This window comes from Devosia sp. T2-14 (assembly GCF_055397495.1).
The window spans coordinates 2,515,034-2,540,679 of record NZ_AP027921.1 but is presented as its reverse complement, the minus strand read 5'-3'; the positions used below and the strand labels follow the sequence as shown (position 1 = coordinate 2,540,679).

21 protein-coding genes are annotated in these 25,646 nt (G+C 63.2%); 4 read left to right on the top strand and 17 right to left on the bottom strand.

Annotated elements, in window-relative coordinates:
• The first annotated feature begins 1 nt into the window (after position 1).
• A complete protein-coding gene (locus tag ACZ5WT_RS12470) occupies positions 2–3,334 on the top strand; it encodes an efflux RND transporter permease subunit (protein WP_464284118.1) in 3,333 nt (1,110 codons plus the stop codon).
• 48 nt (positions 3,335–3,382) lie between these two features.
• Here the strand turns inward: ACZ5WT_RS12470 and ACZ5WT_RS12465 are convergent, their stop codons facing one another.
• The 9 genes from ACZ5WT_RS12465 to cysS all read right to left on the bottom strand — a co-directional run bounded on the left by ACZ5WT_RS12465 (position 3,383) and on the right by cysS (position 12,406).
• Positions 3,383–3,691: a hypothetical protein gene (locus ACZ5WT_RS12465; RefSeq protein ID WP_464284117.1), complete on the bottom strand. Its 309-nt coding sequence runs from the start codon at positions 3,689–3,691 to the stop codon at positions 3,383–3,385.
• Positions 3,692–3,890: 199 nt separating this feature from the next.
• The gene (locus ACZ5WT_RS12460) at positions 3,891–5,786 is read right to left on the bottom strand and encodes an ABCB family ABC transporter ATP-binding protein/permease (protein WP_464284116.1); all 1,896 of its coding nucleotides are present in this window, start codon (positions 5,784–5,786) and stop codon (positions 3,891–3,893) included.
• Positions 5,786–6,106, bottom strand: coding sequence for an ArsR/SmtB family transcription factor (locus ACZ5WT_RS12455; protein ID WP_464284115.1), 321 nt, complete (start codon positions 6,104–6,106; stop codon positions 5,786–5,788). The genes ACZ5WT_RS12460 and ACZ5WT_RS12455 overlap by 1 nt, the downstream gene beginning before the upstream one ends.
• Positions 6,107–6,201: 95 nt before the next feature.
• Positions 6,202–7,788, bottom strand: coding sequence for a LysM peptidoglycan-binding domain-containing protein (locus tag ACZ5WT_RS12450; RefSeq protein WP_464284114.1), 1,587 nt, complete (start codon positions 7,786–7,788; stop codon positions 6,202–6,204).
• Between the two features lie 200 nt (positions 7,789–7,988).
• Entirely contained in the window at positions 7,989–9,605 is a 1,617-nt protein-coding gene (gene cimA / locus ACZ5WT_RS12445) for a citramalate synthase (protein WP_464284113.1), read from the bottom strand.
• A 4-nt stretch (positions 9,606–9,609) separates the two neighbouring features.
• Positions 9,610–10,095, bottom strand: a complete 486-nt coding sequence (locus ACZ5WT_RS12440) for a GFA family protein (protein WP_464287200.1) — start codon at positions 10,093–10,095, stop codon at positions 9,610–9,612.
• Positions 10,095–10,574 carry a GFA family protein gene (locus tag ACZ5WT_RS12435; protein ID WP_464284112.1) on the bottom strand — a complete coding sequence of 160 codons (480 nt, stop codon included), beginning with the start codon at positions 10,572–10,574 and terminating at the stop codon, positions 10,095–10,097. Before ACZ5WT_RS12435 ends, ACZ5WT_RS12440 begins: the two co-directional genes overlap by 1 nt.
• Positions 10,561–10,941 (bottom strand): VOC family protein, encoded by a 381-nt coding sequence (locus ACZ5WT_RS12430; RefSeq protein WP_464284111.1) that lies wholly within the window; start codon positions 10,939–10,941, stop codon positions 10,561–10,563. The genes ACZ5WT_RS12435 and ACZ5WT_RS12430 overlap by 14 nt, the downstream gene beginning before the upstream one ends.
• A gap of 46 nt (positions 10,942–10,987) precedes the next feature.
• Complete coding sequence (gene cysS / locus ACZ5WT_RS12425) at positions 10,988–12,406, bottom strand: cysteine--tRNA ligase (RefSeq protein ID WP_464284110.1); 1,419 nt, start codon at positions 12,404–12,406, stop codon at positions 10,988–10,990.
• Between cysS and ACZ5WT_RS12420 the strand changes: the two genes are divergently transcribed.
• On the top strand, positions 12,381–12,611 hold the full coding sequence (locus tag ACZ5WT_RS12420; protein WP_464284109.1) for a hypothetical protein: 231 nt from the start codon (positions 12,381–12,383) through the stop codon (positions 12,609–12,611). The genes cysS and ACZ5WT_RS12420 overlap by 26 nt on opposite strands.
• A gap of 5 nt (positions 12,612–12,616) precedes the next feature.
• On the opposite strand, the gene ACZ5WT_RS12415 is transcribed toward ACZ5WT_RS12420, so the two are convergent.
• Positions 12,617–13,630: a fumarylacetoacetate hydrolase family protein gene (locus ACZ5WT_RS12415; protein ID WP_464284108.1), complete on the bottom strand. Its 1,014-nt coding sequence runs from the start codon at positions 13,628–13,630 to the stop codon at positions 12,617–12,619.
• Between the two features lie 139 nt (positions 13,631–13,769).
• On the opposite strand from ACZ5WT_RS12415, the gene ACZ5WT_RS12410 reads away from it, so the two are divergent.
• Positions 13,770–14,921, top strand: coding sequence for a DUF2865 domain-containing protein (locus ACZ5WT_RS12410; RefSeq protein WP_464284107.1), 1,152 nt, complete (start codon positions 13,770–13,772; stop codon positions 14,919–14,921).
• Here ACZ5WT_RS12410 and gltX read toward each other — a convergent pair.
• The 3 genes from gltX to ACZ5WT_RS12395 form a co-directional block, all read right to left on the bottom strand.
• A complete protein-coding gene (gene gltX, locus ACZ5WT_RS12405; RefSeq protein WP_464284106.1) occupies positions 14,866–16,191 on the bottom strand; it encodes a glutamate--tRNA ligase in 1,326 nt (441 codons plus the stop codon). The genes ACZ5WT_RS12410 and gltX overlap by 56 nt on opposite strands.
• On the bottom strand, positions 16,188–17,855 hold the full coding sequence (locus ACZ5WT_RS12400; protein ID WP_464284105.1) for an NAD+ synthase: 1,668 nt from the start codon (positions 17,853–17,855) through the stop codon (positions 16,188–16,190). The genes gltX and ACZ5WT_RS12400 overlap by 4 nt, the downstream gene beginning before the upstream one ends.
• 84 nt (positions 17,856–17,939) lie before the next feature.
• On the bottom strand, positions 17,940–18,896 hold the full coding sequence (locus ACZ5WT_RS12395) for a hypothetical protein (protein ID WP_464284104.1): 957 nt from the start codon (positions 18,894–18,896) through the stop codon (positions 17,940–17,942).
• 193 nt (positions 18,897–19,089) lie between these two features.
• Here ACZ5WT_RS12395 and ACZ5WT_RS12390 point away from each other — a divergent pair, with 193 nt between their 5' ends.
• Positions 19,090–19,518: a response regulator gene (locus ACZ5WT_RS12390; protein WP_464284103.1), complete on the top strand. Its 429-nt coding sequence runs from the start codon at positions 19,090–19,092 to the stop codon at positions 19,516–19,518.
• A 3-nt stretch (positions 19,519–19,521) separates the two neighbouring features.
• Here the strand turns inward: ACZ5WT_RS12390 and ACZ5WT_RS12385 are convergent, their stop codons facing one another.
• The 4 genes from ACZ5WT_RS12385 to ACZ5WT_RS12370 form a co-directional block, all read right to left on the bottom strand.
• Positions 19,522–21,420, bottom strand: a complete 1,899-nt coding sequence (locus ACZ5WT_RS12385; RefSeq protein ID WP_464284102.1) for a PAS domain-containing protein — start codon at positions 21,418–21,420, stop codon at positions 19,522–19,524.
• 111 nt (positions 21,421–21,531) lie between these two features.
• Entirely contained in the window at positions 21,532–22,908 is a 1,377-nt protein-coding gene (locus tag ACZ5WT_RS12380; protein ID WP_464284101.1) for a class II 3-deoxy-7-phosphoheptulonate synthase, read from the bottom strand.
• Between the two features lie 719 nt (positions 22,909–23,627).
• The gene (gene gor, locus ACZ5WT_RS12375) at positions 23,628–25,025 is read right to left on the bottom strand and encodes a glutathione-disulfide reductase (protein ID WP_464284100.1); all 1,398 of its coding nucleotides are present in this window, start codon (positions 25,023–25,025) and stop codon (positions 23,628–23,630) included.
• 88 nt (positions 25,026–25,113) lie between these two features.
• On the bottom strand, positions 25,114–25,626 hold the full coding sequence (locus tag ACZ5WT_RS12370) for a DUF2059 domain-containing protein (RefSeq protein ID WP_464284099.1): 513 nt from the start codon (positions 25,624–25,626) through the stop codon (positions 25,114–25,116).
• Between the last annotated feature and the right edge of the window lie 20 nt (positions 25,627–25,646).

Sequence of the window (25,646 nt, the reverse complement as noted above, 5' to 3'; positions counted from 1 at the left end):
CATGCTGGACTTTATCGAACGCATCCTCAGGATGCCGCGGGTTGTTCTAACCGTCATGGTTCTGCTCATCGGAGCGGGCCTGGCGGCTTATGTCTCGCTGCCGAAAGAGAGCTTCCCGGCAATCGACATCCCGTACTTCTACGTTTCAGTCACCCAGACCGGCGTTTCGCCGCGCGATGCCGAGCAATTGCTGGCCAAGCCCATCGAAGACCGCGTCAAGGACATTGACGGGCTGGTGAACTACACCTCGACCTCGACCACCGGGCACGCCTCGGTGTTTCTCGAATTCGACGTGAGTGCCGACAAGGACAAGGCACTCAGCGACATTCGCGCCAAGATGGACGGCATTGCCTCCGTGCTGCCGGCCGATGCCCGCGAACCCACTGTGCACGAGATTTCGTTCTCGGACATGCCCACCATCTCGGTAGCAGTCTACGGCACGGTGCCGGAACGTGAGCTGGTCAAGCGCGCCAAGGACCTCAAGGAAGAACTCGAGAGCCTTGCGAACGTTCAGAGCGTGAGCCTGTCGGGTTCGCGCGACGAAGTTCTCGAAGTCACGATCGACCTCAACCGCCTCGAAGCCTACGACCTGACCGCAGCCCAGTTGTTCGACGCGCTGGCCAAGAACAACATGGTGGTTGCGGGTGGCACCCTGGACACTGGCCACGGCTCCTTCAACGTTGAAGTTCCCGGCCTTATCAAGAATGCGGCCGACGTCTACTCCCTGCCCCTCAAAACCTCGGGCGACACCGTTGTTACCTTCGGCGACGTCGCTACCATCACCCGCACCTTCGAAGATGCAACGTCTTACGCGCATGTGAACGGTCAGCCGGCCATTACGCTGGGCGTCGTCAAGAAGCTCGGGACCAACGTCATCGACGTCTCCGACCAGATCCGTGCAGCCACCGAGGCCTATACCGCCGACTGGCCGCAGGGCGTTGAAACGAGCTTCCTGATCGACCAGGCTGACTCCACCAAGGGGCTGTTCCGTTCGCTGGAAGCCGCCGTTCTGACCGCCGTCGCGCTGGTCCTGATCACCTGCGTGGCCACCCTCGGTTGGCGCGCCGCCATCATGATCGGCATGTCGATCCCGATCTCGTTCATGATCGCCTTCCTCGTGGTGCAGATGCTCGGCATGACCATCAACATGATGATCATGTTCGGCCTGGTGCTGGCGGTGGGCGTGCTGGTGGACGACCCTATCGTGGTCGTGGAATATGCCGAACGAAAGCTGCAGGAAGGTGTTTCGAAGAAGGAAGCCTTCATTCTCGCGGCCCGCAAGATGTTCGTGCCGGTGGTTTCGGCTACCTTCACGACGCTGGGCGCCTTCGTGCCGCTGCTGTTCTGGCCGGGCATTATCGGCAAGTTCATGAGCTACCTGCCGATCATCGTGATCGTTGTGATGTGTGCCTCGCTGGTTTCGGCGCTGATCTTCATGCCGATCATCGGCGCCATCATCGCATCGACCCATATCGACCCGAAGGCCAAGGAAGCCGCCGACGTCGTGATGTATGCCGACAAGTTCGACCCCAAGAAGGTCGGCGGCGTCACGGGTGTCTACGTGCGCATCATGCAGCACCTGCTGCACCAGCCCATCCTCACGCTTGGGGTCGGCTTTGCCATCGTGGTCGGCATGTTCGTCGCCTATATGAGCAACCCCACCCCAACTGAGGCCTTCCCGGCATCGGAGCCGGAATTCGGCACCATCAACGTGCTGACGCGCGGCAACTATTCCCCGAGCGAAATCCGAGACCTGCTGGTCGAGGTGGAAACGGAAATCCTGCAGGTTCAGGGCATCCAGGACGTTATCATGAGCTTCGGCGGTGGTGACGGCTTCATGACTGCCTCGGGGCCGGCCGATACGATCGGTTCCTTCCAGCTGCAATTGATGCCCTACAATGATCGCGTGAAGGCGGCGGAGATCTTCCAGAACATCCGCACGCGCGTTGCCGACATTTCGGGTCTGGAAGTGCAGATCGCCGGGCAGGAAAACGGCCCCCCCGCGGGCAAGGCGATCAACCTGCGCGTCGAGGGCCCCGTATATGACGACATCGCCCCCTCCGTGGCCAAGCTGCGCGACTATATTGAGCACGATTTGGGCCAGACCATTGATGTTGAAGACGGCCGCCCGCAGCCAGGTATTGACTGGCAGGTGACCATCGACCGCGAAATGGCCGCCAAATACGGCATTGGCGTGCGTGAACTCAGCCCCTATGTGCAGCTCGTAACGTCCGGCGTGAAGCTGGGCAGCTACCGTCCGGACGACGGCAGTGATGAGCTTGATATCCGTGTCCGCCTGCCGGAAGACGAGCGCACGTTCAACGCACTCGACTCCCTGCGTATCGTGACCCCGCAGGGCCTGGTTCCTGTCTCGAACTTCATCGAGCGGACGGCCGTGCCCAAGGTTGCCAACATCTCGCGGCGCAACGGCCTCTATTCGATGAATGTGGCCGCCAACCTTGAGCCGGGCGTGGAAACCAGCGCCAAGATCGCACAGCTGCAGGCCTGGCAGGCCGATCAGCAGTGGCCCGCTTCCGTCAAGATCGTCTATGGCGGTGCCGAGGAACAGATCGGCGACACCAATGCCTTCATCGTGCAGGCATTCGGCGCGGCGATGTTCCTGATCTTCCTGATCCTGCTGCTGGAGTACAACAGCTTCTATCAGGTGTTCGTGACACTCACGACGGTCATCATGTCCCTTGGCGGCGTGCTGCTGGGTATGACCATCACCGGCATGAGCTTCTCGGCCATCATGACGGGCCTGGGTATCGTGGCGCTGGCGGGTATCGTGGTGAAGAACGGCATCGTGCTGATCGACACCTACAACCACTACCACCGCGACGAGCATGTCGAGCCGGTCAAGGCAATGATGATCACCATCAGCCAGCGCGTGCGGCCGGTGCTGCTCACCGCAACCGTGACGGCACTGGGCGTGATCCCGATGGCACTGAACGTCGAGTTCGACTTCATCCGTCGTGAGATCGTCATGGGCGGCATTGCCGGCTCGTGGTTCACCCACCTCAGCGCCGCTCTGGTGTCGGGCCTGTTCGTCTCCACCGCCCTTACCCTGGTCATGGTGCCGGTGATGGTGGTGGCTCCGAACGTGCTGTGGGGCCAGATCAAGTGGATCGGCGAGCAGATCGGGCGTCTAGCCGGCCGCGGTCGCACTACGACCGCCGCTCCCGCTGGGTTCGATGGCATGACCGTCGAAATCCCCGAGGATGCCGATGGCGCCAAGCGCTACATCGTCAGCAAGGACGCCGGGCTGGTGGAAAAGGAAAAGAACGGTGTGACCGTGGTCAGCCGTCCGGACCGCCCGGAAGCGGCCGAATAGGCTTCAGACAGTCAAGCAAAAGGCCCGCAGCGATGCGGGCCTTTTTTGTTAGCGCGGGCGGTTGTCGTTGGCGGCATGTTGCGCCATCTCGCGGATGCCCCCCATCAGCTTGTCGAGAACTTCAGCCTCGTAAAGGCGCTTGATGCGATCAATCTCATCAAGCGTCACCGGATAGCCGAGCGCGTTGAGGCGACGAGTGAGCGCGTCAGCGTCCGGCACGACTTCGACGAGCGCGGGAGAGGCGGGTAACACGGAGAGCAAGCTGGCATAGGTCCGGTGGCCCAAATAGGCGGCCAGAGCCTCATCGGCATGCGCCGACCCTACCCTGCCAAGGACCCGGCGCAGCGATTTCTTCAATACGCGAATGTCTCGCGGTTGATCCTGGTGGATTGCATGACACGACCTTTGCTGGTCGACGTCCGCCGATTACGCGCCGACCGCAGGGGTCGTGACGATCTGAAATCTAACCCCCATTCAACCCGGCGGCAGGTTTGGAAGGGAGAGCCGGGAGCACCCTAGCGCAACTCAAGCGCGCCGAATACTCCCGGTGTGCCCCCTACTCCGCTGCGGGCGTACCGCGCTTGACGAACCCGTCGGGATCGTTGGCGGTTTCGAGCAGCTTTTCTTCGGCCTCGGTCGCCTCGCGCTGGCGGTTCCACATTTGGGCGTAGAGACCATTGTGGAGCAGCAAGTTGGAGTGGCTGCCGCGTTCCGCTACCACGCCATCGCGCAGAACCAGAATTTCGTCGGCATTCACCACCGTCGAGAGACGGTGGGCGATGACGACGGTCGTGCGGTTCTTCGAGACCACGTCGAGGGCAGACTGGATATCGCGCTCGGTCTTGGTGTCGAGCGCCGACGTCGCTTCATCGAGGATGAGCACCGACGGGGCCTTGAGAATGGTGCGGGCGATGGCAACACGCTGCTTCTCGCCACCCGAGAGTTTCAGACCACGCTCACCGACAGGGGTCGCATAACCCTTGGGCAGACCATTGATGAAATGGCCAACCTGGGCCATTTCGGCAGCGGCATGGATCTCTTCCTGAGAGGCACCGGGACGACCGTATTCGATGTTGTAGCCGATAGTGTCATTGAACAGCACAGTATCCTGCGGAACCATGCCGATCACCGAGCGCAGGCTGTGCTGGGTCACATCGCGCAGGTCCTGCCCGTCGATGGTGATCGAGCCACCCGTGACATCGTAGAAGCGATAGAGCAGCCGGGAGATGGTGGACTTGCCCGCGCCGGTGGGGCCGACAATGGCGACAGTCTTGCCTGCCGGCACTTCGAAACTCACGCCCTTGAGGATCGGGCGATCGGGATCGTAGTGGAAGGTCACGTCGTTGAACCGGATCGTCGGACCCACAACGTTCAGCGCGGGCGCGTTCGGCTTGTCCTCGATCTCGGGCTTCTGGTCGAGCAGCTTGAACATCTCTTCGATATCAGTCAGCCCCTGACGAAGCTCGCGATAGACGAAACCGATCTGGTTGAGCGGACGATAGATCTGGATCAGGAAGGTGTTGAGCAGAACGAAGTCGCCAACAGTGAGCGAGCCATTCATGACGCCCATAGCGGCCATCACCAGGATGACGATGGTGCCGGCGTAGAAGATCAGCGCCTGGCCAAAGTTCAGCGTGCCGAGCGAGGTCCAGATGCGGACGGCCGAACGCTCATAGCTCGCCATGGCGGCGTCGTAGCGCTTGGCCTCCATCTCCTCGTTGGTGAAATACTTCACCGTCTCATAGTTGAGCAGGCTGTCTATGGCCTTGGAATTGGCATCGGTGTCGCTGGTGTTCATGTCGCGACGGATGGAGATGCGCCAGTTCGAGGCCTTGATGGTCCAGACCAGGTAGCCCCAGATCACCAGGATCAGCACGCCAAGATAGCTGATGCCGAACATGGTGACGAAAATGATGGCCGTAACCACGAACTCGATAATCGTCGGAACGATATTGAGCATGGTGAAGCGGACGATGGTTTCGATGCCCTTGATACCGCGCTCGATAACGCGACTCAGCCCACCCGTGCGGCGCGCCAGGTGGAAGCGCAATGACAGCCTGTGCATATGCACGAAGGCCTCATAGGCAAGCTGGCGCACAGCGTTCTGGCCGACGCTGGCGAACCACACGTCACGCAACTGCTGGAAACCGGCGTCGATCAGGCTCGTCACGCCATAGGCGATGACCAGCATGATCGGGATAGCGACGCCCATGATCAGCGCGGCGTTGGGTGCCGAGCCATCTAGCGAGTCGATAATGCCCTTGTAGATGAAGGGAATGAAGGTGGTGGCGACCTTGCTGACGATCAGCGCGGCGAGCGCGAAGACCACGCGCCAGCGAAGGTCCGAACGGTCCTTCGGCCACATGTAACGCCAGAGATTGCGGATCGTAGAGAAAATGGAACCCTCGTCCGCGCTAACGGACGGCTTTGGCGCATCGGTTTTGGTGGCCATCAGGCGGATTCCGCTTCCAGAATGGGAGTAGTTGGGCCGAAGCCTGCGATCATGCCGGAATAGGCCGCGCCCAGGGCGGCAAGCCGGTCATGCTGGACAACATAGCAGTTGCGGGTGCCGCGCGGCCGGCGTTCGATCAAACCGGCATCGAGCAGCACCTTGATGTGCTGGGAGACCGTGGACTGCGCCAGGGTCAGTTCATCGGTGACGTCGGCGCAGCAACATTCGCCGCGTTCCTGTTTTGCCAGAATGCGCAGAATGTTGAGCCGCACGGGATGGCCCATCGCTCGCATGATGTTGGCAATATCGTCGTCTTGCATGGCTTCGCTGAGGTTTATCGTCATTTGACGATAAAATGGGCCTTGGCGAACAAATAATCAATGGCCCGCCGGTGGGCGGGCCATCTTGTGCAGCGCTAATTGGGCAGGCTGAACACCTGGCCGGGGTAAATCCGATCGGGGTCGCGGATCTGGCCGGTATTGGCCTCGTAGATCGTCGTGTACTTGATGCCTTCGCCGTAGACGCGCCGGGCAATGGTCCAAAGGTTGTCGCCGCGCCGGATGATGGCCTTGCCCGAGGCAAAGCGCTGGGCATCCGGATCGCCGACCGCAACCGCCACCAGTGTCGGCAGCGCGGGCTCAGCAGGCGCAGGAGCGGCCGCAACAGCCGCTTCAGGGGTCTTGGCCGGCTCCGGAGCCGGAGCAGCCTCTGCGGGTGCCGGAGCGGGCTCTGCGGCAGGCTGGGGCGCCGATGGTACCGTTGCGGCAGGTGCGGGTGCCTCTGCCGCGGGAGCGGAGGGTGCTGCCGGCGTCGGCGTGGCTGCGGGAGCGGCGGGAGCTTCCACTGCTGGGACTGCGGCGACCGCAGTCGGCGCCGTTTCCGGCAGGTCGACGCGGAAGTTCACCTCGGCGCGCGATATAACATTGGCGGTACCGGGTTCGAGCACGTCGACACGGACGCGTTGCTGGGCCCGGTTCAGCACAGGACCCGCCTCAACCAGCCAGCGCCCGTCGGCGACGGTGGTGTCGGCCACGAAGGCGTCTTCGACATAAAGGCGGATGGTTGCGCCCTCGGGGCCTGCGCCCGCGAAGAACGTGCGATCGCCTTCGATCTCGATGGCATCAATGGTGGGTTCAACGTTTGGCAGCGCTGCCGCGGGAGCAGCGGGCGCTACCGGGGCGGTCACTTCTGCATTGGCGGTTGCGACGGCCGGTGCCTCAGCGGCGGGTGCGGCTTCCACCGGCGCAGGCGCACTAGGCTCTACCGGCGCGCGCGCCGTTTCTGCCGGTGCTGCAGGAACAACGGGCTCGGCGCTAGCGACCGCAGCCGGCTCGGCCGGAGCAGCGGGCCCTGCTGCAGGCGGCGCCTCAGGTGCCGGTGCGGCGGGAGCCGCCTCGGCAACAGCGGGAGCCGGGGCCGGTGCCGGAGTGGTGGTAGCTGGTGCGGGTGCGGAAGTTGCGGGAGCAGCAGGGGTAACGGGAGCAGCGGGGGCCGGAGCCTCTGCGACCTTCGCGATCTCCCCCGCAGGATGCTCAACACCCTGAAGCACTTCACTGATGGCGCCAGGCGTGCTGGCTACTACGAGCGGCTCGCTCTTCTTGTCGTCATTGATCACGACGACGAAGGATTGGGCTGCACGGCCGGTCTTGCCGGTCTCGGCCAGCGTAATTTCGGTGCCACCGGGCGGGATCGGAGCATCGGGCACCAGAACCCAGTCGCCGCTTGGCTCAACCTTGGTTTTGCCCAGCAGTGCGTCGTTGGAATAGACCTCGACTTCGCTGCCCGGCGTGCCGCTGCCCGCGATAACCACCGAGCCATCGGGCTCGGCACGCAGCAGGCCAAATGTCGCCGCGACCAGGTCGTTGGGAACCGGAGCCGTCACGTCGACCGTGGGTTCGCCCACGGCCACCTCGGGCGCGGGTGCCACAGCGGCAGGCGCTTCAACGGCCGGGGCCGTTGCGGGTGCAGGCGCGGGTTGGGCAATGATGCCGGCATCGGCCATCTTGCCGCGCAGGCACAGACCCAGATTTTCGCCTGAATTGATGCAACTGACGACGGCCGGACCTGACAGAACACCGACGATGACGACAAGGGTAACCGCCGCTGCTCCGATGGTGAGAGCAAGAGGTTTTTTCGGTGCGGTCTCGGCCAGTTTGTCCTCCAGGACGAATGCGGCAGTTGCGTTAGTTGCAACCTGCCCGGTTATGCCACTTTTCCTGTCGTCCGCTGCGCCGCTTCAGTCTTCAACAGTTTGTAGGTGATGGATTCATACAGAGCTTCAAACGACGCATCAATGATGTTGGGCGAAACGCCGATCGTATACCAACGCTCGCCGGTGCCGTCGCGGCTTTCTACCAGTACACGGGTGATCGCGCCCGTGCCGCCATCCAGGATACGCACCTTGAAGTCAACCAGTTCAAGGTCTTCGATACGCGACGAATACTTGCCAAGGTCCTTGCGCATGGCCAGATCGAGCGCGTTGACGGGGCCATTGCCTTCGGCCACCGACATCAGCAATTCGCCCTCGACCCGGATTTTGACCACGGCCTCGGTGACGGTGATTTCTTCGCCCATAGCGTTGTGGCGGCGTTCGACGCTGGTGCGATAGTTCTCGACAGCGAAGTAGGACGGCAGCGTGCCCAGCACTTCATGGGCCAGAATGGCGAAGGAAGCGTCGGCGCCATCGTAGGAATAGCCGCGCGATTCGCGCTCCTTGACTGTCGCCAGCAGCTTCTCAAGGCGCCGGTCATCCTTGGCGATCTCAATGCCATGGCGCGCCAGTGCGGTCAGCAGGTTGGATTTGCCGGCCTGCTGGCTGACCATGATTGAGCGCTCGTTGCCCACGCTCTCGGGCGGGATATGCTCGTAGCTCGAAAAGTCCTTGAGCAGCGCCGATGCGTGGATGCCCGCCTTGGTGGCGAAAGCCGAAGCGCCGACATAGGGCGCCTGCCGGCTGGGAGCGCGGTTGAGGCGATCGTCGAACACACGCGAGATATGGGTCAGTCGCTCCAGACGCGCTGCGTCGATGCCCGTTTCAAAACGGTCGGCGAAGTGCCGCTTGAGCACCAGCGTCGGGATGATGGTGATGAGGTTGGCATTGCCGCAGCGCTCGCCGATGCCATTGAGTGTGCCCTGGATCTGGCGCACGCCAGCTTCAACAGCAGCCAGCGTATTGGCGACGGCCTGACCGGTGTCGTCATGGGCGTGAATGCCCAGGCGATCGCCCGGAGCCACGGACAGCACCTCCCCGACGATGTCGCGGATTTCGCTCGGCATCGTACCGCCATTGGTGTCGCAGAGCACCACCCAGCGGGCGCCGGCTTCAAGCGCGGTCCGCACGCAGGACAGCGCATAGGCCGGGTTGGCCTTGAAACCATCGAAGAAGTGCTCGCAGTCGATCAGCGCTTCCTTGCCGGCAGCAACAGTGGCAACCACCGTATCGCGCAGACTTTCCAGATTGTCTTCCAGCGAGATTTCGAGGGCGACCTTGACCTGCTGGTCCCATGCCTTGGCGACGAAGCACGTCGCGTCCGCGCTCGAGTTCAGCAGCCCCTGCACGCCGGGGTCGTTGGCGGCCGAGCGCCCTGCCCTCTTGGTCATGCCAAAGGCGGTGAACTTGGCCGTCTTGGTGCGCTTCTTTTCGAAGAACTCCGTGTCGATCGGATTGGCCCCGGGGAAACCGCCTTCGACGTAATCCACGCCCAGCTCTTCGAGCAGGCGGACAATGGAAATCTTGTCCTCAAGCGAGAACTCAATGCCGGCCGTCTGCGCTCCGTCGCGCAGGGTGGTGTCGAAGATATAGAGGCGGTCTTTGGTCATGAAACTACTCGGGCCAGCGGTCGGTATCGTGATCGGGATGCTGATGGTTTGAGGTTTTGATGGCGGCAGCCCAGTCGGCACCATCCTCTTCGGTGGTGCCGCCATTCTCAAGGCTGGGCAGCCCATCGAACCAGGCAACACGCCCCTCGTTGCCGGTATTGGCGTGGGGCGGGAAAAGCTCGGGATGATCGAGCGAACCGATGGTCAGGTTCACCCGGCCGCCGGTGGTGTCTTCATAGAACAGGGGCGTGCCGCACTCGCGACAAAAACCTCGCTCCACGTGTTCGGAGCTGCGGAAGCGGCTCGGGGCGCCGCGCGTCCACACCAGCGCATCGCGCGGGGCGGCAACCAGCGCGGCGAAGATATTGCCCATTGCCTTCTGGCACATGCGGCAGTGGCAGATGTGGGCATTGTCGAGCATTTCGGTGGCGTGATAGCGCACCGCGCCGCACTGGCAACCACCGCTGACTTCCATCTCGTAGCGCCGCATCACCGGCCTGCCTTCGGAGGCCATGCCTCAGTATCGTGGTCGGGATGCTGGTTGGAGTGGATCCCGGCGAGGAAATCACGCCATTCGTCGCTGGCCTCGGTGCGTTCGGGCAGCGAGGTCAGATCCTTGAAGAAGGGGAGCCGGTCGTTGAGATTGACCTGGAGCACCGGGGCCGCAACGGTCGGGTCGTCGAAGGCGCCGATGGCCAGCTCGAGCCCGAAGCGGGTTTCATAGGCCAGCGGCGTGCCGCAATCACCGCAAAAGGCGCGGCGGGCTGCGTTGGACGACTGGAACCACTTGGGCTCGCCACGGGTCCATTGCGCATTGTGCGCCGTTACCAGCGGACCAAAGAATCCGCCAAAAGCCTTCTGGCACATGCGACAGTGGCAGATGGACCCACGGCCGAGCCGGGTGACGCTGAAACGCACCGCGCCACACTGGCAGCCGCCAGTATGGGCCCCCGTGTTAGGCTGGGACATTGCACACCGCCTCAACATTGTGCCCGTCGGGATCAAAGACGAAGGCGGCGTAATAGTTCTCGTGATATTCCAGCCGCAGGCCCGGCCCGCCATTGTCGGTGCCGCCGGCAGCCAGTGCCGCGTGATAAAATGCGTCGACCGCTGCGCGGGTTGGGGCCGCAAAGGCCAGATGCACGTGCCCGCCCAAAGCCTGGCCGGTATTGATCCAGAATTCGGGGGCGTGCGCGCCGTAGCCGATCACCTTCACGCCGGGGAATTCCATCTCGCTGATGCGCTTGACGCCAAGGGGCGCCAGCGCGGCGTCGTAGAATGCCGAGGACTTTTCGAAGTCACCAACTGCGTAGCCAACATGGTCGAGAATGCTCATTGCCGTTCTCCCTTGCGCAGGACCGGACAGCCGTGGCGGTCAGCGATCATCGCTTCATCTCCCACTTGGTCTGGCGGTTACCGGCCTCGTCCTTGTAGTCCATCAGAGAAATGCCCTGCTCGGCAAGTTTGTTGCGGATCACGTCAGCCCGCACAAAATCCTTGCTATTGAGCGCGGCAAGGCGCTCGGCGATGGCAGTGGCGATGTGGGGCGGCTCTTCCCAGCCGTCATCAGACGTGATGAGCGAATCCGTGCCAAAACCAAGGAAGCGCAGCGTGGCGGCCAGCTGGGCGCGCGCATTGCCTTCTTCGCGATTGGCCTTTTTCGCCAACGCATCCAGAGCCACCGCGGCGCGATGGAAATTCAGGTCATCGGCCAGTTCGGCAACCACCGCCGCGTCGGGCGCATCGCCATCGGCAACCTCGCCGCCACGAGCCGCGCGCTGCCAATCGACCAGCTTGGCTTCGGCTTCTTCAAGGCGCTTCACCGAGAAATCGATCGGCTCGCGATAGTGCGTCATCAGCATGGCAAGGCGCAGAACGTCGCCGATCCAGGCCCGGCCACCCATGGTGCCGGTTTCCAGTAGCTCGTTGATGGTGACGAAATTGCCCAGGCTCTTGCTCATCTTCTGGCCTTCGACCTGAAGGAAGCCATTGTGCATCCACACCTTTGCCATGGCGTGGGTGCCATGGGCGCAGCGGGACTGGGCGATTTCGTTCTCGTGGTGCGGGAAGATGAGATCCAGCCCGCCACCGTGAATATCAAAGGTCTGGCCGAGGTAGCGCTCGGACATGGCGGAGCATTCGATGTGCCAGCCAGGGCGACCACGGCCCCAGGGGCTATCCCAGCCCGGCTCGGTGGCAGAGGACTGCTTCCACAGCACGAAATCGGCCGGGTTCTTCTTGTGGGCGTCGACCGCGATGCGAGCACCAGCCAAGTTGTCTTCCAGGTTCCGGCCAGAGAGCTGGCCGTAATCGGGCATGGACTTGACGTCGAACAGCACCTCGCCACCGGCCTCGTAGGCATGGCTATTGGCCAGCAGCGAGGTGATCAGCGACTGCATCTCTGCGATATTGTCGGTGGCGCGCGGCTGGATGGTCGGCTCGATCGTGCCCAGTGCCGCAGCGTCGGCTAGGAACTGCTGCTCTGTCTTCTCGGTGACGCGGCGGATGGCCTCGTTCAGCGGCAGATCGGGGAAGTCGCGCAGTGCGCGTGCGTTGATCTTGTCATCGACGTCCGTGATGTTGCGCACATAGATGACGTGTTCGGCGCCGTAGACGTGCCGCAACAGCCGGAACAGCACGTCGAAGACGATGACCGGGCGCGCATTGCCGATATGGGCAAAGTCATAGACCGTGGGCCCGCAGACATACATGCGCACATTGCCTGCATCCAGGGGAGCGAAGGGCTCCTTGGTGCGGGAGAGCGTATTGTAGAGCGTGATTGGCAGTGTACCCGAGGTCATCGTCGAAAAATCCTGGCCATGCAAAGGTGCGCTGGCTGACGGGCTCTTCGGGTATCAGATTTTGGATGAAGAAGACCGCGCCGCCAACGTGTGGTTAGCAGGTAATAATGCAGCGGTTAATCAGAATGAACCGGGTCTTCATGGCGCGGAGATTGACCGTTGCCCGTCCGGAAATCAAGCCGAAAAGCAAAAAGCGGCCAACTGACAGCATCATCCGAGCGAAACCTGCTGCACGACCTGCTGAACGATGTCGCCAAACACCGCCCTGCCCTCGGGCGAAACGGCACCGATGCGGACGGTGTCGCCGGCCTTGAGGAAGGGCGTGCGGGCCCGGCCATACTTCATTTTCTCGACAGTGCGCGCCTCGACGATGCAGGCGAACCCGATGCCATCGCGCTTGATGGGCAGTGCTTCATCGTGGCGATTGGAGACGGTGCCGCCACCAATGATGGTCCCCGCGCCGAGATTACGGGTGCGGGCAGCCTCGACGATCAGATCGGCGAAATCGAAATGCATGTCGGTGCCCGCATTTGGCTGTCCGAACAGGGTGCCGTTGACCTCAATGCGCACCGGCAGGTGCAGGCGATTGTCGCGCCACGCGCCGCCGAGGCTTTCCGGGGTAGCGACGATGGGGGCAAAGCTGGTGGAGGGCTTGGCATGGAAGAAGCCAAAGCCATTCTGCAGGTCGTCGACCACCAGCCGACGCAGCGAGACGTCGTTGCAGACCGTGACGAGTCGGATGGCAGCGCTGGCCTGCTCGCGGTTGGCGCCCATCGGAACTGGTCCGAGGATCACGGCCACCTCGGCCTCGAAATCTATCGCGAGGTCACCCTCGGGAACGCGGATGGGATCGGTGGGCGCGGAAAGCGAATCGGAGCCGCCCTGGTAAAGCAACGGCCGCGCCGACTGCAGCTCGGCATCCTTGCTGCCCTTGAGGCTGCGGACGCGTTCGAGATGGCTGAGGTAACCCGAGCCGTCGATCCACTGATAGGCGCGCGGCAAGGGCGCGAGGGCCTGCTCGGCAATGAAGGGCTGCCCCGCAATGGCGCCGGCATCGAGTTGGGCCGACAGGGCCTCAAGCGCGGGAGCGTGGGTCGCCCAATCGTCGAGCGCAGCCTGCAGCGTCGGCGCAATGCGGCCGGCGGAAACGAAGCGCTGGAGGTCGGACGAAAGCACCACAAGCTGCCCATCTGGCCGGTTGTTCCTGAGCGTTGCGAGCTTCATTGGGCGCGTTTCTCTTGTTGGTGTGACCTCGCAGCGCTACCACGGCGCTGACACGGCCACTATAGTGTTGCCAATGGTCCTAGCGTTATCTTAAGGCCCGACATTACGGCGCCACGCGCAGCAAAAGGATTGACCGAGTTTGACTAACCACGGCTCTCGCGCCCTTATCCTGACGGTGCTCGCGGCGATCTGCCTGCTTCTGGACGTGAACACAGCCTATGCGCAGGCGGCGCAGTGTGGACGGCTGGAAGACGCCTTGCGGCAGTTTGACCGGAATGCCGATTTCCAGCAGATGGGCGGCAATTCGCAGGCAGCGCGGCAGGCAGCGCGTGATGTGCAGCAGATGGAAAGCCGCTATGTGCGCGACGGGTGCAATGATGCCGCCAAGGCTGGCCGTACCCTGACGCCGCAATGTACTCAGATCGGCCGCGAAGTGCTGCGGCTGCGCGATGTCTATGCAAGTGTTTCCCGGCAGGTGGAAACGGCCAATGCCGTCGCCGGCCAGCGCGAAGCCATCCTTCAGGAACTGGCCCGATTCGGTTGCAATGTTGACCAGCGCTCGAGCGCCACCTTCACGACGCAGCGCCAGTCGGTCTTCGATCGTATTTTCGGCACAACCTCGGAGGGTGACTTTTCCGACGGCCAGATGGTCGATGGCGGCGGATATTGGGGCATGCAGGGCTATCAGACTGTGCGCACCGTCTGCGTCCGCCTGAGCGACGGCTACTTCTGGCCCATCAGCTATTCCACCCTGCCCGAATATATCGGCGCCGACGCGCAGCAATGTCAGGCGAGCTGTCCGACCACTGCGGTGGACCTCTATTACTACGACAATCCGGGCCAGGAGCCCGAGCAGATGCGCAACCAGTCGGGCATGCCCTATACCTCGCTGGGCACGGCGTTCCGCTATCGCGACGAGCTCGACACCAGCCCCAGCGCCAGCTGCAAGGTGGCGCCGCAGTCGGATGGCACCATCAACATGGCGCAGGCCACAGATGGCTCAACGCGTGCGATGCTCGCGGTGAACGGCGTCAGCTTCCCGCTGCCGCTGCGTGACCCGCGCGGTCAGGCTCCGGTGCAGGCGCCGATAGCGGCTCCGCTCGAAGTCGCAACGCTGGTTGATGTGCCCCTGCCCCGCCGCCGCCCCGCCGGGCCCGGCGAAACGGGGGTAACGCGCCCGGTTCAGGCCACCGCCAATACCGAGCTGCGCCTCGTGCAGTTTGGTGACCGGGTGGTCAGGGTAGTCGGTCCAGACACGCCTTACGCCCAACCAGCGGGAGCAGGCTCTTAAGCTCAGGCCCGTCGTGACGCCCGGTCAGCGCCAGGCGAAGCGGCAGGAACAGGGCCTTGCCCTTGCGGCCAGTGGCCGTCTTGAGTGCGTCGGTCCAGTGGCCCCAGGTCGAGCCGTCCCATGGCTCGGCCGGCAGCATGGCCTTGGCCAGAGCGAGAAACTCGCGGTCCTCGCTCGCCACGACGGACTCCACCGGGCCGGTGACCAGCTTGGCCAATTCTACGATATCGCCAAACTTGCGCAGGTTGTCGCGCAACAGCAGCCACATCTGCTCGCCCTCAAGGCCCAACGACGAGAGGCGAGCAACCGCGCCCTCGTAGGGCAGCGCATGCAGCAGGCGGGCGTTGAGGCCATCCAGTTCGGCCGGATCAAAGCGCGCCGGGCCATGCGAGATCATCGAGAAGTCGAGGCGATTGGCGATCTCATCAAGCGTCTCGTAGGGCTCGATCGGCAGGCTTGTGCCGGTGAGGCTCGCCATGATGGCGACGGCCATCGGCTCATAGCCCTCGTCGCGGAAATCGCTGATCGATTGGGAGCCGAGGCGCTTTGAGAAGCCCTGCCCGGCAACGTCGGTCAGCAGATTGTGGTGCGCGAAAATCGGGGCGGCGCCACCGAGAGCTTCGAAGATCTCGATCTGGGTGCCGGTATTGGAGACGTGATCCTCGCCGCGAATGACATGGGTGATGCCCAGGTCGATGTCGTCGACCACCGAGGGTAGCGTGTAGAGGTAGCTGCCATCCTCGCGCACCAGCACCGGGTCGGACATGGAGGCGGTGTTGACGGTCTGCGAGCCTTTGATGAGGTCTTCGAACACGACCGGACGGCCATCGAGCTTGAAGCGCCAATGGGGCTTGCGGCCCTCGGCCTCAAGGCGAGCACGGTCCTCGGCGGTCAGGTTCAGCGCAGCGCGATCGTAGATCGGCGGCTTGTTGAGCATGCGGGCGCGCGAGCGCTTGCGGTCCAGCTCGTCGGCGGTTTCGTAGCAGGGATAGAGGCGGCCGGCGGCAATCAGGCGATCGCGGGCAGCGTCATAGAGCGCGGTGCGATCCGACTGGCGCACGAGCAGGTCCGGCGTGATGCCCAGCCAGGCCAGATCGACTTCAATGCCGTCGGCGAATTCGCGGGTCGAGCGGGCATGGTCGGTGTCGTCCATGCGCAGCACATACTTGCCGCCATGGCGACGAGCATAGAACCAGTTGAGCAAGGCCGGGCGGGCATTGCCGAGGTGAATGCGGCCAGTGGGGGACGGTGCCCAGCGTACAACGGTCATCCGAGGGTTCGATCCTTATAGCCATTGGTAATCGGGTAGCGACGACCCAGGCCAAAGGCCTTGACGGTCAGCTTGGGACCCGGCGCCGATTGGCGGCGCTTGTATTCTGCAAGGTAGATCAGGCGCTCGATGCGCTCGACCAATGCGAGATCGTGGCCCTGGGCGACGATCTCGGCGATGGAAAGGTCGTCTTCGACGAGACCGGTCAGGATCGCATCGAGCACGTGATAAGGCGGCAGGCTGTCCTGATCCTTCTGGTCAGGACGGAGCTCGGCGCTGGGCGCCTTGTCGATGATCGCCTGCGGAATGACCTCCCCGGCCGGCCCCAGGCAATCGCCGGGAACATGGCCGTTGCGCCATGCGGCGAGGCGATAGACCTCCATCTTGAACATGTCCTTGAGCGGATTGTAGCCGCCGTTCATGTCGCCATAGATGGTGGCATAGCCAACGCCCATTTCGGACTTGTTGCCGGTGGTGAGCAGCATCGAACCAAGCTTGTTGGACACGGCCATCAGCACGACGCCGCGCATGCGGGACTGGATATTTTCCTCGGCGAGATCGGCTGGGCGATCACCAAAGATCGGGGCCAGACCCGCCAGCGCGCCATCGACCGGGTCGCCAATGGCGACGATGTCATAGCGAACGCCCAATCGCTCCGCGCAATCCTTGGCATCCTTGAGGCTGGCTTCGCTGGTGTAGCGATAGGGCAGCATGATGCAGTGGACATTCTCGGCGCCCAGCGCATCGACGGCCATGGCGGCAACCACCGCGCTGTCGATACCACCCGAAAGGCCCAGCACCACCTGCTTGAAGCCATTCTTGCGCACATAGTCGCGCAGGCCGAGCACGCAGGCGAGCCAGGGCGCCTCGTCGGTCGTGGTCAACTCGGTGACTTCGCCGCCATCGCAGGTCCAGCCATTGTCGCCGCGCACCCAGTCGGAGACGATGAAATCGGTGGCGAAGGACTTGCCCTGGAAAACCAGCCGGTTGCCTGGCTCGATGCCGAAGGAGGCGCCATCGAAGACCAGCTCGTCCTGGCCGCCTACCTGATTGAGGTAGAGCATGGGCACATCGTCTTCGGCGACGCGCGCACGGACGAGGTCTTTGCGGACATGCTGCTTGTTGGTCCAATAAGGTGAGCCATTGGGGCAGAGCATGATTTCGGCACCGCGCATGGCCAAGTGCTCGCAGACGCTCGGATGCCAGATATCTTCGCAGATCGGGATACCGATCGGCACGCCCTTGATCATCACTGGCGTGGTGAGTGGGCCCGGGACAAAGTAGCGCTTCTCGTAGAACACGTCGGAATTGGGCAGTTCGCGCTTGAGACGCGTGGCGATGATCTGGCCGTTTTCTGCCACCAGGACGGCATTGTGCAGTCCGGTCTTTTCCAGCCAGACCGTGGGCAGCACGAGAACGACATCTGTACCAGCCGTATCGGCGACAAGATCGCGCGCCGCCTGCATGGCGTCAGCAATAAACTTGGGCTTGTAGAGAAGGTCGTCCGGGAAGTAGCCGGTTAGGAAAAGCTCTGAGAGCAGCAGGATGTCTGCCTTGGCTGCCACCGCGTCGGCGAGTGCCTGCCGGGCCAGCGCCAGATTGCCGGGCAGGTCACCGACCTTTGGATTGAGCTGGGCAAGCGCAATTCTGAGGCGGTCTGTCACGGGCAAGCCTAACTGGATGGTGGACGGGCAAATTCAGTCTCTGCCATACCGCCCTCCCGTCCTCCCCCGCAAGAGGGAGGCGGATCAGAACTTGCCGGTCAGTTCGGCCCGCAGACCATAGCGGAACAGCGAAGCCTGGGTGGATGGCAGCGTCATGGTTGGCAGCGGGGCGCCACCAATCGAGCCATTGAACACGGCGTCGAGGCTGCCTTCGAGATACCAGGCGCGACCGCCGACCCGCAGGGTGAGATTTTCGGTAGGATGGAAACCCGCCATTGCTTCGAGCATGACGCCCTGCCCGCGACCGCTGATGGTGGTCTGGGCGTTTTCGTTGACGATAATGCCGCCGAAATCGAAACCACCCGGCGAGCTGCCGCCGAGCGCACCGGTCACCTTGGCATAGGGAATCCAGGCGGCTTCAGCCTGAATGTCGAACATCTCGAACTCGGCTGTGCCCTTTACGCCGAGGCGCAGGGCGTGAATGTCGAAATCGTCCCGGGCTTCGCCGAGGGTCGCGGGGTTGCCGCCGATGGCATATTTGCCGGTGCCGATATCGGGGGCGTCTTTCCAGTACTGGTAGCCGACAAAGCCACCAGCCGCGACACCGTCCGTCATGGTGCCGAAGGGCAGCCAGCCGAAATCAGCGCCAGCGTAGCCGATGCGGGAATTGCGGCCGATGTCCCCAGGCGTCGCGGGGGAAATGTCGTAGGTGCCTGTTGTGTGCAGGCCGAGGCCGGCGCGCGCGGCGAGGAAGGTCTGGGTCGACAGATCCTCGATCTTGCCGTGCAGTTCGCCGATCTGGGTCTGATCGCGAACCGAGAGGCCAACAGGTCCGAGAGGAGCGGTAAAGGTGGCATTCTGGCCGCCCCAGGAATACCAGTAAGCGACGCCGGTTTCGAAACGTATCGAGTCGTCGGTGTTTTCCCAGCCCTCGGGATAGGCGGGGCGCAGGTCGGGGTATTCGGGATAGTCTGCGGCTACGGCCGGCTGTGCGGCAATCAGTGCCAGGACGGCGGCGGCGCCGGCAAATGAACGCGTCATCGAGACCTCCGGATGAAACCCTTTCTGGGATGGTGGAGAATCTATCAACCATTACAGTTAATGTTCCGCTAAACCGCCGTTTGGCAATTTAGTAACCGTAGGCGCGCAGAATTGATCGGGTGCCTGGCAACTGACACGGCGCTGGGGAGTTTTCCCGCAACGCACTGAAATGAGTACGACTAAGAGCTTTGGGATGACACGCAGAATACTGGTGGTTGAGGACGAAATTTTCGTCGCGACCGAAATCGAACATGTGGTCGAAGAAATGGGTTTTACCGCCGTCGGTATCGCTCCCGATCAGCGTTCGGCACTGGCGCTGGCGGGGAAAACCGACGTGGCTCTGGTGGACCTCAACCTTCAGGATGGCCCGACCGGACTGAGCATCGGCCGTATCCTCGCCCAGACTCATGGGGTCACCGTTCTGTTCATGACCGCCAATCCGTCTCAGCTGGGCGATGGCGTGCCCGGGACCGTCGGCGTTCTCTCCAAGCCGGTCACCGACAGCGAACTGCGCGCTGCAGTTGCCTATGCCGTTGCCCGGCATGATGCGGCCGAGGCCACGCCGCCCAAACGCCTCAAGCTGTTCAACTGGTCCGGTGGAATGACCACCGCCGCGAACTAGGCCTTACTTCAGCCGTCCCGACCGGCGCAGCGCATCGACCGGCAAGTCCAGATCGACCCGCAGGCCATCGGCCTCCCAGATGCGCTTGAGTTGCCCGCGCAACTGCCCCTGAACGCTCAAATCGATCAGCCGCGAGCCGAAGCCGTTGAGCGCGTGCTCGCCGGAGAGCACCGGCCCGCCATGCTCTTTCCATGACAGATGATAGCGATCGCCGTCGGCCCTGCCCGTCAGCTCGATGCGTCCGTCCCCGGTGGACAGGGCGCCATATTTTGCGGCATTGGTGCCCAGTTCGTGGAACAGCAGCGCCAGCGGGGTGGCCGCGCCATCGTCAATCTCCGCGTCATCGCCGAGGAAGGCGAGGCGCAGGGCATCGCCCTGATTGTAGGGCAGCATCAACCGGTCGATCAGCGACTTGAGGGAACCCTGCTGGTCCGTGGGTCGGGCGATCGCGCCCTGCGGCCGGACGAAGTCATGCGCCTCGCCAAGGGCATAGACGCGCTGACGCAACTCGTCGGCAAAGTCCTTGACCTCGGGATGGCTGCGCGCCGAAAGGCTGATGATGCCCGTCAGAACGGCGAAGATGTTCTTGATGCGGTGGCTGAGCTCCTGGGCAACCAGCTCACGTTCCTCGGCGACGCGGCGCGTCTCGTGGATGTCGGTGCAAGTGCCAAACCAGCGCACAACCGCGCCGGTCTCGTCGTGCATCGGCAGGGCAAGCGCAAGGACCCAGCGATAGCAACCATCGCCCGTGCGCAGGCGATATTCGACCTGATAGTTCTCACCGGTCTGAACGGACTGGCGCCACTGCGCGATAGCCCGATCCCGATCGTCGGGGTGCAGCAGCTCTGGGAAGCTCTGCGATCCGGCATCCTCGGCGCTCATGCCGGTGAAGCTCAGCCAGCGCGCGTTGAAATAATCGCGCTTGCCCTGGGCATCGGCCGACCAGACCATCTGCGGCATCGCATCGGTGAGGGTTCTGAAGCGCAGTTCGCTTTCGGCCAGAGCCTCCGCAGTGCGGCGCTGCTCGGTGACGTCGACAGCGACGCCGGGGAGGCGCTGCACCCTGCCCTCGGCGTCCATGCGCGGCATGCCCGAGGCCACCAGCCAGCGGGTCGAGCCATCGGGTGCAAGGACGCGTGCTTCGACGTGCAATTGCGCGCCGGTGGCAACACTGGCCTCGAGGCTCTCCTTGAGGCGCGGCAGGTCTTCCGGATGAACGGCGGTGAAGTATTGCTCGATTGGTACGCCGAGGCCGGATCGGAGCGAGTCGATGTTGAACATCGCGGCAAAACGATCGTCGGCGGTCACGCGGTCGTCAGCGATATGCCAGTCCCAGGTGCCGACAAGCGTCGATCCATTAAGCGCCAGTGACAGGCGCTCCTCGCTGCGCGCCAGGGCCTTTTCGGTCATCACACGACCGGTCGTCTCATGGACGATGCAGAGGGTGCCCAGCGGCTCGGCATTGTCGTTGAGCAAGGGACTGTAGAGAAGGTCCATCCAGCCCGTCTCCAGCTGCCCGTGCCGGTCGAGGGCCAGTTCCTGATCGTGGAGAATGAGCGACTCGCCGCGCAGGCCAAGGCTGATCTTGTCCCGATTGAAATCGGCGATCTCCGGCCAGGCCTCGACGGCAGGCATGCCGAAGATGGCGGGATGGCGATTGCCGGCAAATTCGGCATAGGCATTGTTGTAGAGCAGGATGCCATCTGGCCCGATCAGCATGACCATCGGATTCGAGGCGGCCATCATCACGCGCACGGCGCCCTTGAGGCTTTCCGGCCATTCGGGAATGACTCCGAGCGGGTTGGAGGCCCAATCGAAATCATTGAACAGCTTGAGCGTCGGGTCCCGCTCAAGGCGGGCCCGCGCTTCGGGTGTGGCGTAGGGAAACAGTGACTTTGGCATGCGCTGCTTTCATGACGACGGCGCTACGGGCACATTCCCGTAGCACAATGAAAGACCGCGCGTCGTAACTGCAACGCTCGCAGATCGCAGCCGGTTCACCCGGCCGCGAATTTACTCGCCGGCAGCCAGACGCTGGCGAGGTGGCTTCTGCGTGTGGACTTCTTCGGAAACGAGGAAGGCCAGCTCGAGTGCCTGGCTCGCATTGAGGCGCGGATCGCAATAGGTGTTGTAGCGATCGGCCAGGGTTGCCTCGGTTACCGCAGAGACGCCGCCGACGCATTCGGTGACGTCATCGCCGGTCATTTCGATATGCACACCGCCGGCATAAGTGCCCATTTCGCGGTGGATCTCGAAGAACGACTTCACTTCCGACAGGACGCGATCGAAGGGGCGCGTCTTGAAGCCGGTCGAGGCCTTGATGGTATTGCCGTGCATCGGATCGGAGCACCAGACAACGGTGCGGCCGGCCTTCTGGACGGTTTCGATCAGGCGGGGCAAATGATCGTGGATCTTGTCCGAGCCGAAGCGCGAAATCAGCGTGATGCGGCCGGCCTCGTCGGTCGGATTCAACCGATCGAGCAGGCGCAGCAGATCATCGCTGGTGAGCGAGGGACCGCATTTGACGCCAATCGGGTTCTTGATGCCGGCGAAGTATTCGACGTGAGCTGCATCGGGCTGGCGGGTACGGTCGCCGATCCACAGCATGTGGCCGGAGGTGGCGTACCAGTCATTGGTGATGGAGTCGCGACGGGTCAGCGCCTCTTCATAGCCCAGAAGCAGCGCCTCGTGGCTGGTGTAGAAGCTGGTCTGGCGCAAAGCCGGCGTATTGTCGGGATTGAGGCCCAGCGCACCCATGAAGGTGATGGCGTCGTCGATCTTGCGAGCGACTTCCTCGTAGCGCGGGTACCAGTTGGAGCCCTTCATGAAGCCCACGGTCCATTCATGGATGCGGGTCAGTTCGGCATAGCCGCCCATCGAGAAGGCGCGAAGCAGGTTGAGCGTCGCGGCCGACTGGCGATAGGCATGCAGCATGCGCTCGGGATCGGGCACGCGGGCCTTTTCGGTGAAGGCAATGTCGTTGATGATGTCGCCGCGATAGCTCGGCAGCTCGACGCCATCAATGGTCTCGGTATCGGCCGAGCGCGGCTTGGCGAACTGGCCAGCCACGCGGCCGACCTTGACGACGGGCTTGGACGCGCCGTGGGTCAGCACGACGGCCATTTGCAGGAACACGCGGAAGAAGTCGCGGATGTGGTCCGCGCCATGCTCGGCAAAGCTCTCGGCGCAGTCGCCACCCTGGAGCAGGAAAGCCTCGCCACGTGCCACAGCCGCAAGCCGCGACTTGAGATCGCGCGCTTCACCGGCGAACACCAGCGGCGGGAAAGTCGACAGCTGCCGTTCGGCTTCAGCCAGCGCCGCAGCGTCGGGATAGGCAGGCACCTGCGAAATCGGTTTGGCGCGCCAGCTATCAGGGGTCCAGGTCGTCATGTTCGGCGGTTCCTTACGCAGGTCAGACTATGCGTGGGGGCGCAATACCAAGGCTGGGCGGCGCTGCCAAGGACAAACGGATCATCGCGAGCCCCGGAGCGCCACTGGAGCGAGCGCAAGGGCGCCGCTGGGCGAGCGAAAGCGCCCGCCGGCGCGGCGAGCGCCGCGGAGCCGTCGGTGTAGTGATGGGCTGCCGCAACTGCGACAACGGCGAGACCACGATCTCGTGGCGGGTAGTCCGCGATGGAGTGAAACCGAGGTCTCGCCGTCGCATCGGGGCGGCTCCTGCCCAGGATCTCGTCCTGGCGTTATGCCGTCGGGCGGAGCGACCTCCACCCCCCGATATCCCCCGCCGACCGTTCGTCGCGACCGCGCAGTAGTGCGGGTTGATGGGGAGAGAGTGGCACAGGTTTCGGGGGCGAGGATAAGGGGGATAAGTGGGGGCCCGGAGGCTGGATGGGTTGGGGAGATGCGGACATGGATCCCGGCCTTCGCCGGGATGACATCGGGGGTGGGGTGGATTTGGGCGCAGGATGTCGTGCGCATACCCTTCACCGCTGGCGCTGCCCACGGACTTGATCCGTGGGCCGATGTCGGTTCTTGCCGTGGGACCATGGCCCGCGGATCAAGTCCGCGGGCAGCACTGGCGGGCGGGAGGGATGGGAGTGTCCCCTCCTCTGCACTGGGGAGCGGAGGGTTGGAAACCCGTCCATCAAGGTCTAGCCGCCAATCTTTGTGCCGCTGCGGTAGGTGTAGCTGGGGGCCTTGAAGGTTACCAGTTCTTCGGCGGCGGAGGGGTGGACGGCCATGGCGCGGTCGAAATCGGCCTTGCTGGCGCCCATGCCCATGGGGATGGCGACGAGCTGGATCATTTCGCCGGCGCCCGGCCCCAGGATGTGGCAGCCGAGGACCTTGCCGCCATTGGCCTCGGTGATCAGCTTGAGGATCATGCGCTCGGTCTTGGTGGAGAGGGTGTTGATCATCGGGCGGAAGCGGGCGACGTAGACGTCGATATCACCATGGGTTGCGGCTTCGGCCTCGGTGAGGCCGATGACGCCGATTTCAGGCTCGGTGAAAACGGCGGTCGGGATCAGCGAGTGATCGACGGCCATCGGATTGTTGTTGAACACCGTTTCGGCGAAGTACCAGCCCTCGCGAATGGCAACCGGGGTCAGCGCGGCACGGCCGGTGACGTCGCCAACGGCGTAGATCGAGGGCACGGAGGTCTGCGAATAGGCATCCACGGCGATGGCGCCGGCCGGGGTGAGCTTGACGCCGGCGGCTTCGAGGCCAATTCCCTCAACGTTGGGCGAGCGGCCGGTGGCGAACATCACCGCGCCATAGGGGGCCGTGACGCCGTCGCTGAAGGTGACGCCGATATCATTGCCGTTGCGGATCATCGACTTGATGGTGGTCTGGTAGATGATCTTGATGCCGCGCTCGATCAGGCCCGCCTCAAGGCCGCGGCGCATGTCGTCGTCGAAGCCGCGCAGCACGCAATCGCCGCGATAGATGATGGTGGTGTGAACGCCAAGACCCGCGAAAATGGTCGCGAACTCGACCGCAATGTACCCGCCGCCCTCGATGAGTATCGAGTGGGGCAACTTGGGCAGATCGAACGCTTCGTTGGAGGTGATGGCCAGCTCAGCGCCGGGAATGGGCGGAATGAAGGGCGTGGCGCCGGTGGCGACGAGAATGTAGCGCGCAGTCAGTTGGCGGTCCCCGGCGACCAAGCGCACGGAATTAGGACCGGTGATGACGGCGCGATCCTTGATGATCTCAACGCCCGGCTTCTCGAGATTGGCCGTGTAGGCGTGCTCGAGGCGGGTGATTTCCTTTTCCTTGTTGGCGACCAGGGTCGGCCAATCGAAGGTGGCGTCAACGTGCCAGCCAAAGCTCGATGCGACATCGAACATGTCGCGGAAGCGGCTGGCATAGACGTAGAGCTTCTTGGGAACGCAGCCGCGGATGACGCAGGTCCCGCCAACGCGGAACTCTTCGACGATGGCAACCTTGGCGCCGTGGGTCGCCGCAATGCGCGCCGCCCGGACGCCGCCAGAGCCAGCCCCGATAACAACAAGATCATAGCTGTCGGTCACGTCGCGCTCCTTAATCATCGCCATCTACCGATGGATATGGGCTGGCGTTTCGCATAAAAAAAGGCCCCGCACAAGGCGGGGCCGGTATGCTCAAATTCACTATCGATCAGACTTCGAAGCCCTTGGAGCGCAGCTCGGCGCGCACCTTGGCGAAGAATTCCGAACGGGTATTGTTGGTGAACACCTGCAGGACAGCCTGGAGATCCGAGTTCACTTCGGTGTTAGCCTGGGCCAGCTTCATGCCAACCGGGGTCTCATAGAAAGCCACGATCTGCTGCAGCTCTTCGACGGTGAAGCGCACGGCATAGACGCGGGCAAACTGGTCCAGGAGCTCGCCCTTGCGGTTCTGGTATTCTTCGAGAACCTTGCCAACGGCTAGGTCGGTCTGTTCCAGCAGTTCCGGATTCTGCTGGACGATATCGCGCATCGTGCCGAGGCCGATTTCGACCAGAGTTACTTCGTAAACAGCGGCGCGATCGGTGAGATCAACATATTTGCGGGCCAGAGCCAGCTGCTCGGGCGGCACTTCCTGCGCCATGGCAGGGGCCGCAACGGCGAACATCACGGCGCTGAGCGCCACCGCTACCAGCGCCTTGGCGCGCGTCATAACACCGGTCATCGTCGAAAATCCCATCTTCT

Coding starts and splice junctions, on each gene's coding strand:
- gor (WP_464284100.1), bottom strand. CDS start 25,025: ATGATTAAGGAGCGCGACGTGACCGACAGCTATGATCTTGTTGTTATC.
- ACZ5WT_RS12435 (WP_464284112.1), bottom strand. CDS start 10,574: ATGTCCCAGCCTAACACGGGGGCCCATACTGGCGGCTGCCAGTGTGGC.
- ACZ5WT_RS12395 (WP_464284104.1), bottom strand. CDS start 18,896: ATGACGCGTTCATTTGCCGGCGCCGCCGCCGTCCTGGCACTGATTGCC.
- ACZ5WT_RS12385 (WP_464284102.1), bottom strand. CDS start 21,420: ATGCCAAAGTCACTGTTTCCCTACGCCACACCCGAAGCGCGGGCCCGC.
- cimA (WP_464284113.1), bottom strand. CDS start 9,605: ATGACCAAAGACCGCCTCTATATCTTCGACACCACCCTGCGCGACGGA.
- ACZ5WT_RS12440 (WP_464287200.1), bottom strand. CDS start 10,095: ATGCGGCGCTACGAGATGGAAGTCAGCGGTGGTTGCCAGTGCGGCGCG.
- gltX (WP_464284106.1), bottom strand. CDS start 16,191: ATGACCGTTGTACGCTGGGCACCGTCCCCCACTGGCCGCATTCACCTC.
- ACZ5WT_RS12370 (WP_464284099.1), bottom strand. CDS start 25,626: ATGACCGGTGTTATGACGCGCGCCAAGGCGCTGGTAGCGGTGGCGCTC.
- ACZ5WT_RS12390 (WP_464284103.1), top strand. CDS start 19,090: ATGACACGCAGAATACTGGTGGTTGAGGACGAAATTTTCGTCGCGACC.
- ACZ5WT_RS12455 (WP_464284115.1), bottom strand. CDS start 6,106: ATGCAAGACGACGATATTGCCAACATCATGCGAGCGATGGGCCATCCC.
- ACZ5WT_RS12415 (WP_464284108.1), bottom strand. CDS start 13,630: ATGAAGCTCGCAACGCTCAGGAACAACCGGCCAGATGGGCAGCTTGTG.
- ACZ5WT_RS12450 (WP_464284114.1), bottom strand. CDS start 7,788: ATGGCCGATGCCGGCATCATTGCCCAACCCGCGCCTGCACCCGCAACG.
- ACZ5WT_RS12460 (WP_464284116.1), bottom strand. CDS start 5,786: ATGGCCACCAAAACCGATGCGCCAAAGCCGTCCGTTAGCGCGGACGAG.
- ACZ5WT_RS12470 (WP_464284118.1), top strand. CDS start 2: ATGCTGGACTTTATCGAACGCATCCTCAGGATGCCGCGGGTTGTTCTA.
- ACZ5WT_RS12430 (WP_464284111.1), bottom strand. CDS start 10,941: ATGAGCATTCTCGACCATGTTGGCTACGCAGTTGGTGACTTCGAAAAG.
- cysS (WP_464284110.1), bottom strand. CDS start 12,406: ATGACCTCGGGTACACTGCCAATCACGCTCTACAATACGCTCTCCCGC.
- ACZ5WT_RS12380 (WP_464284101.1), bottom strand. CDS start 22,908: ATGACGACCTGGACCCCTGATAGCTGGCGCGCCAAACCGATTTCGCAG.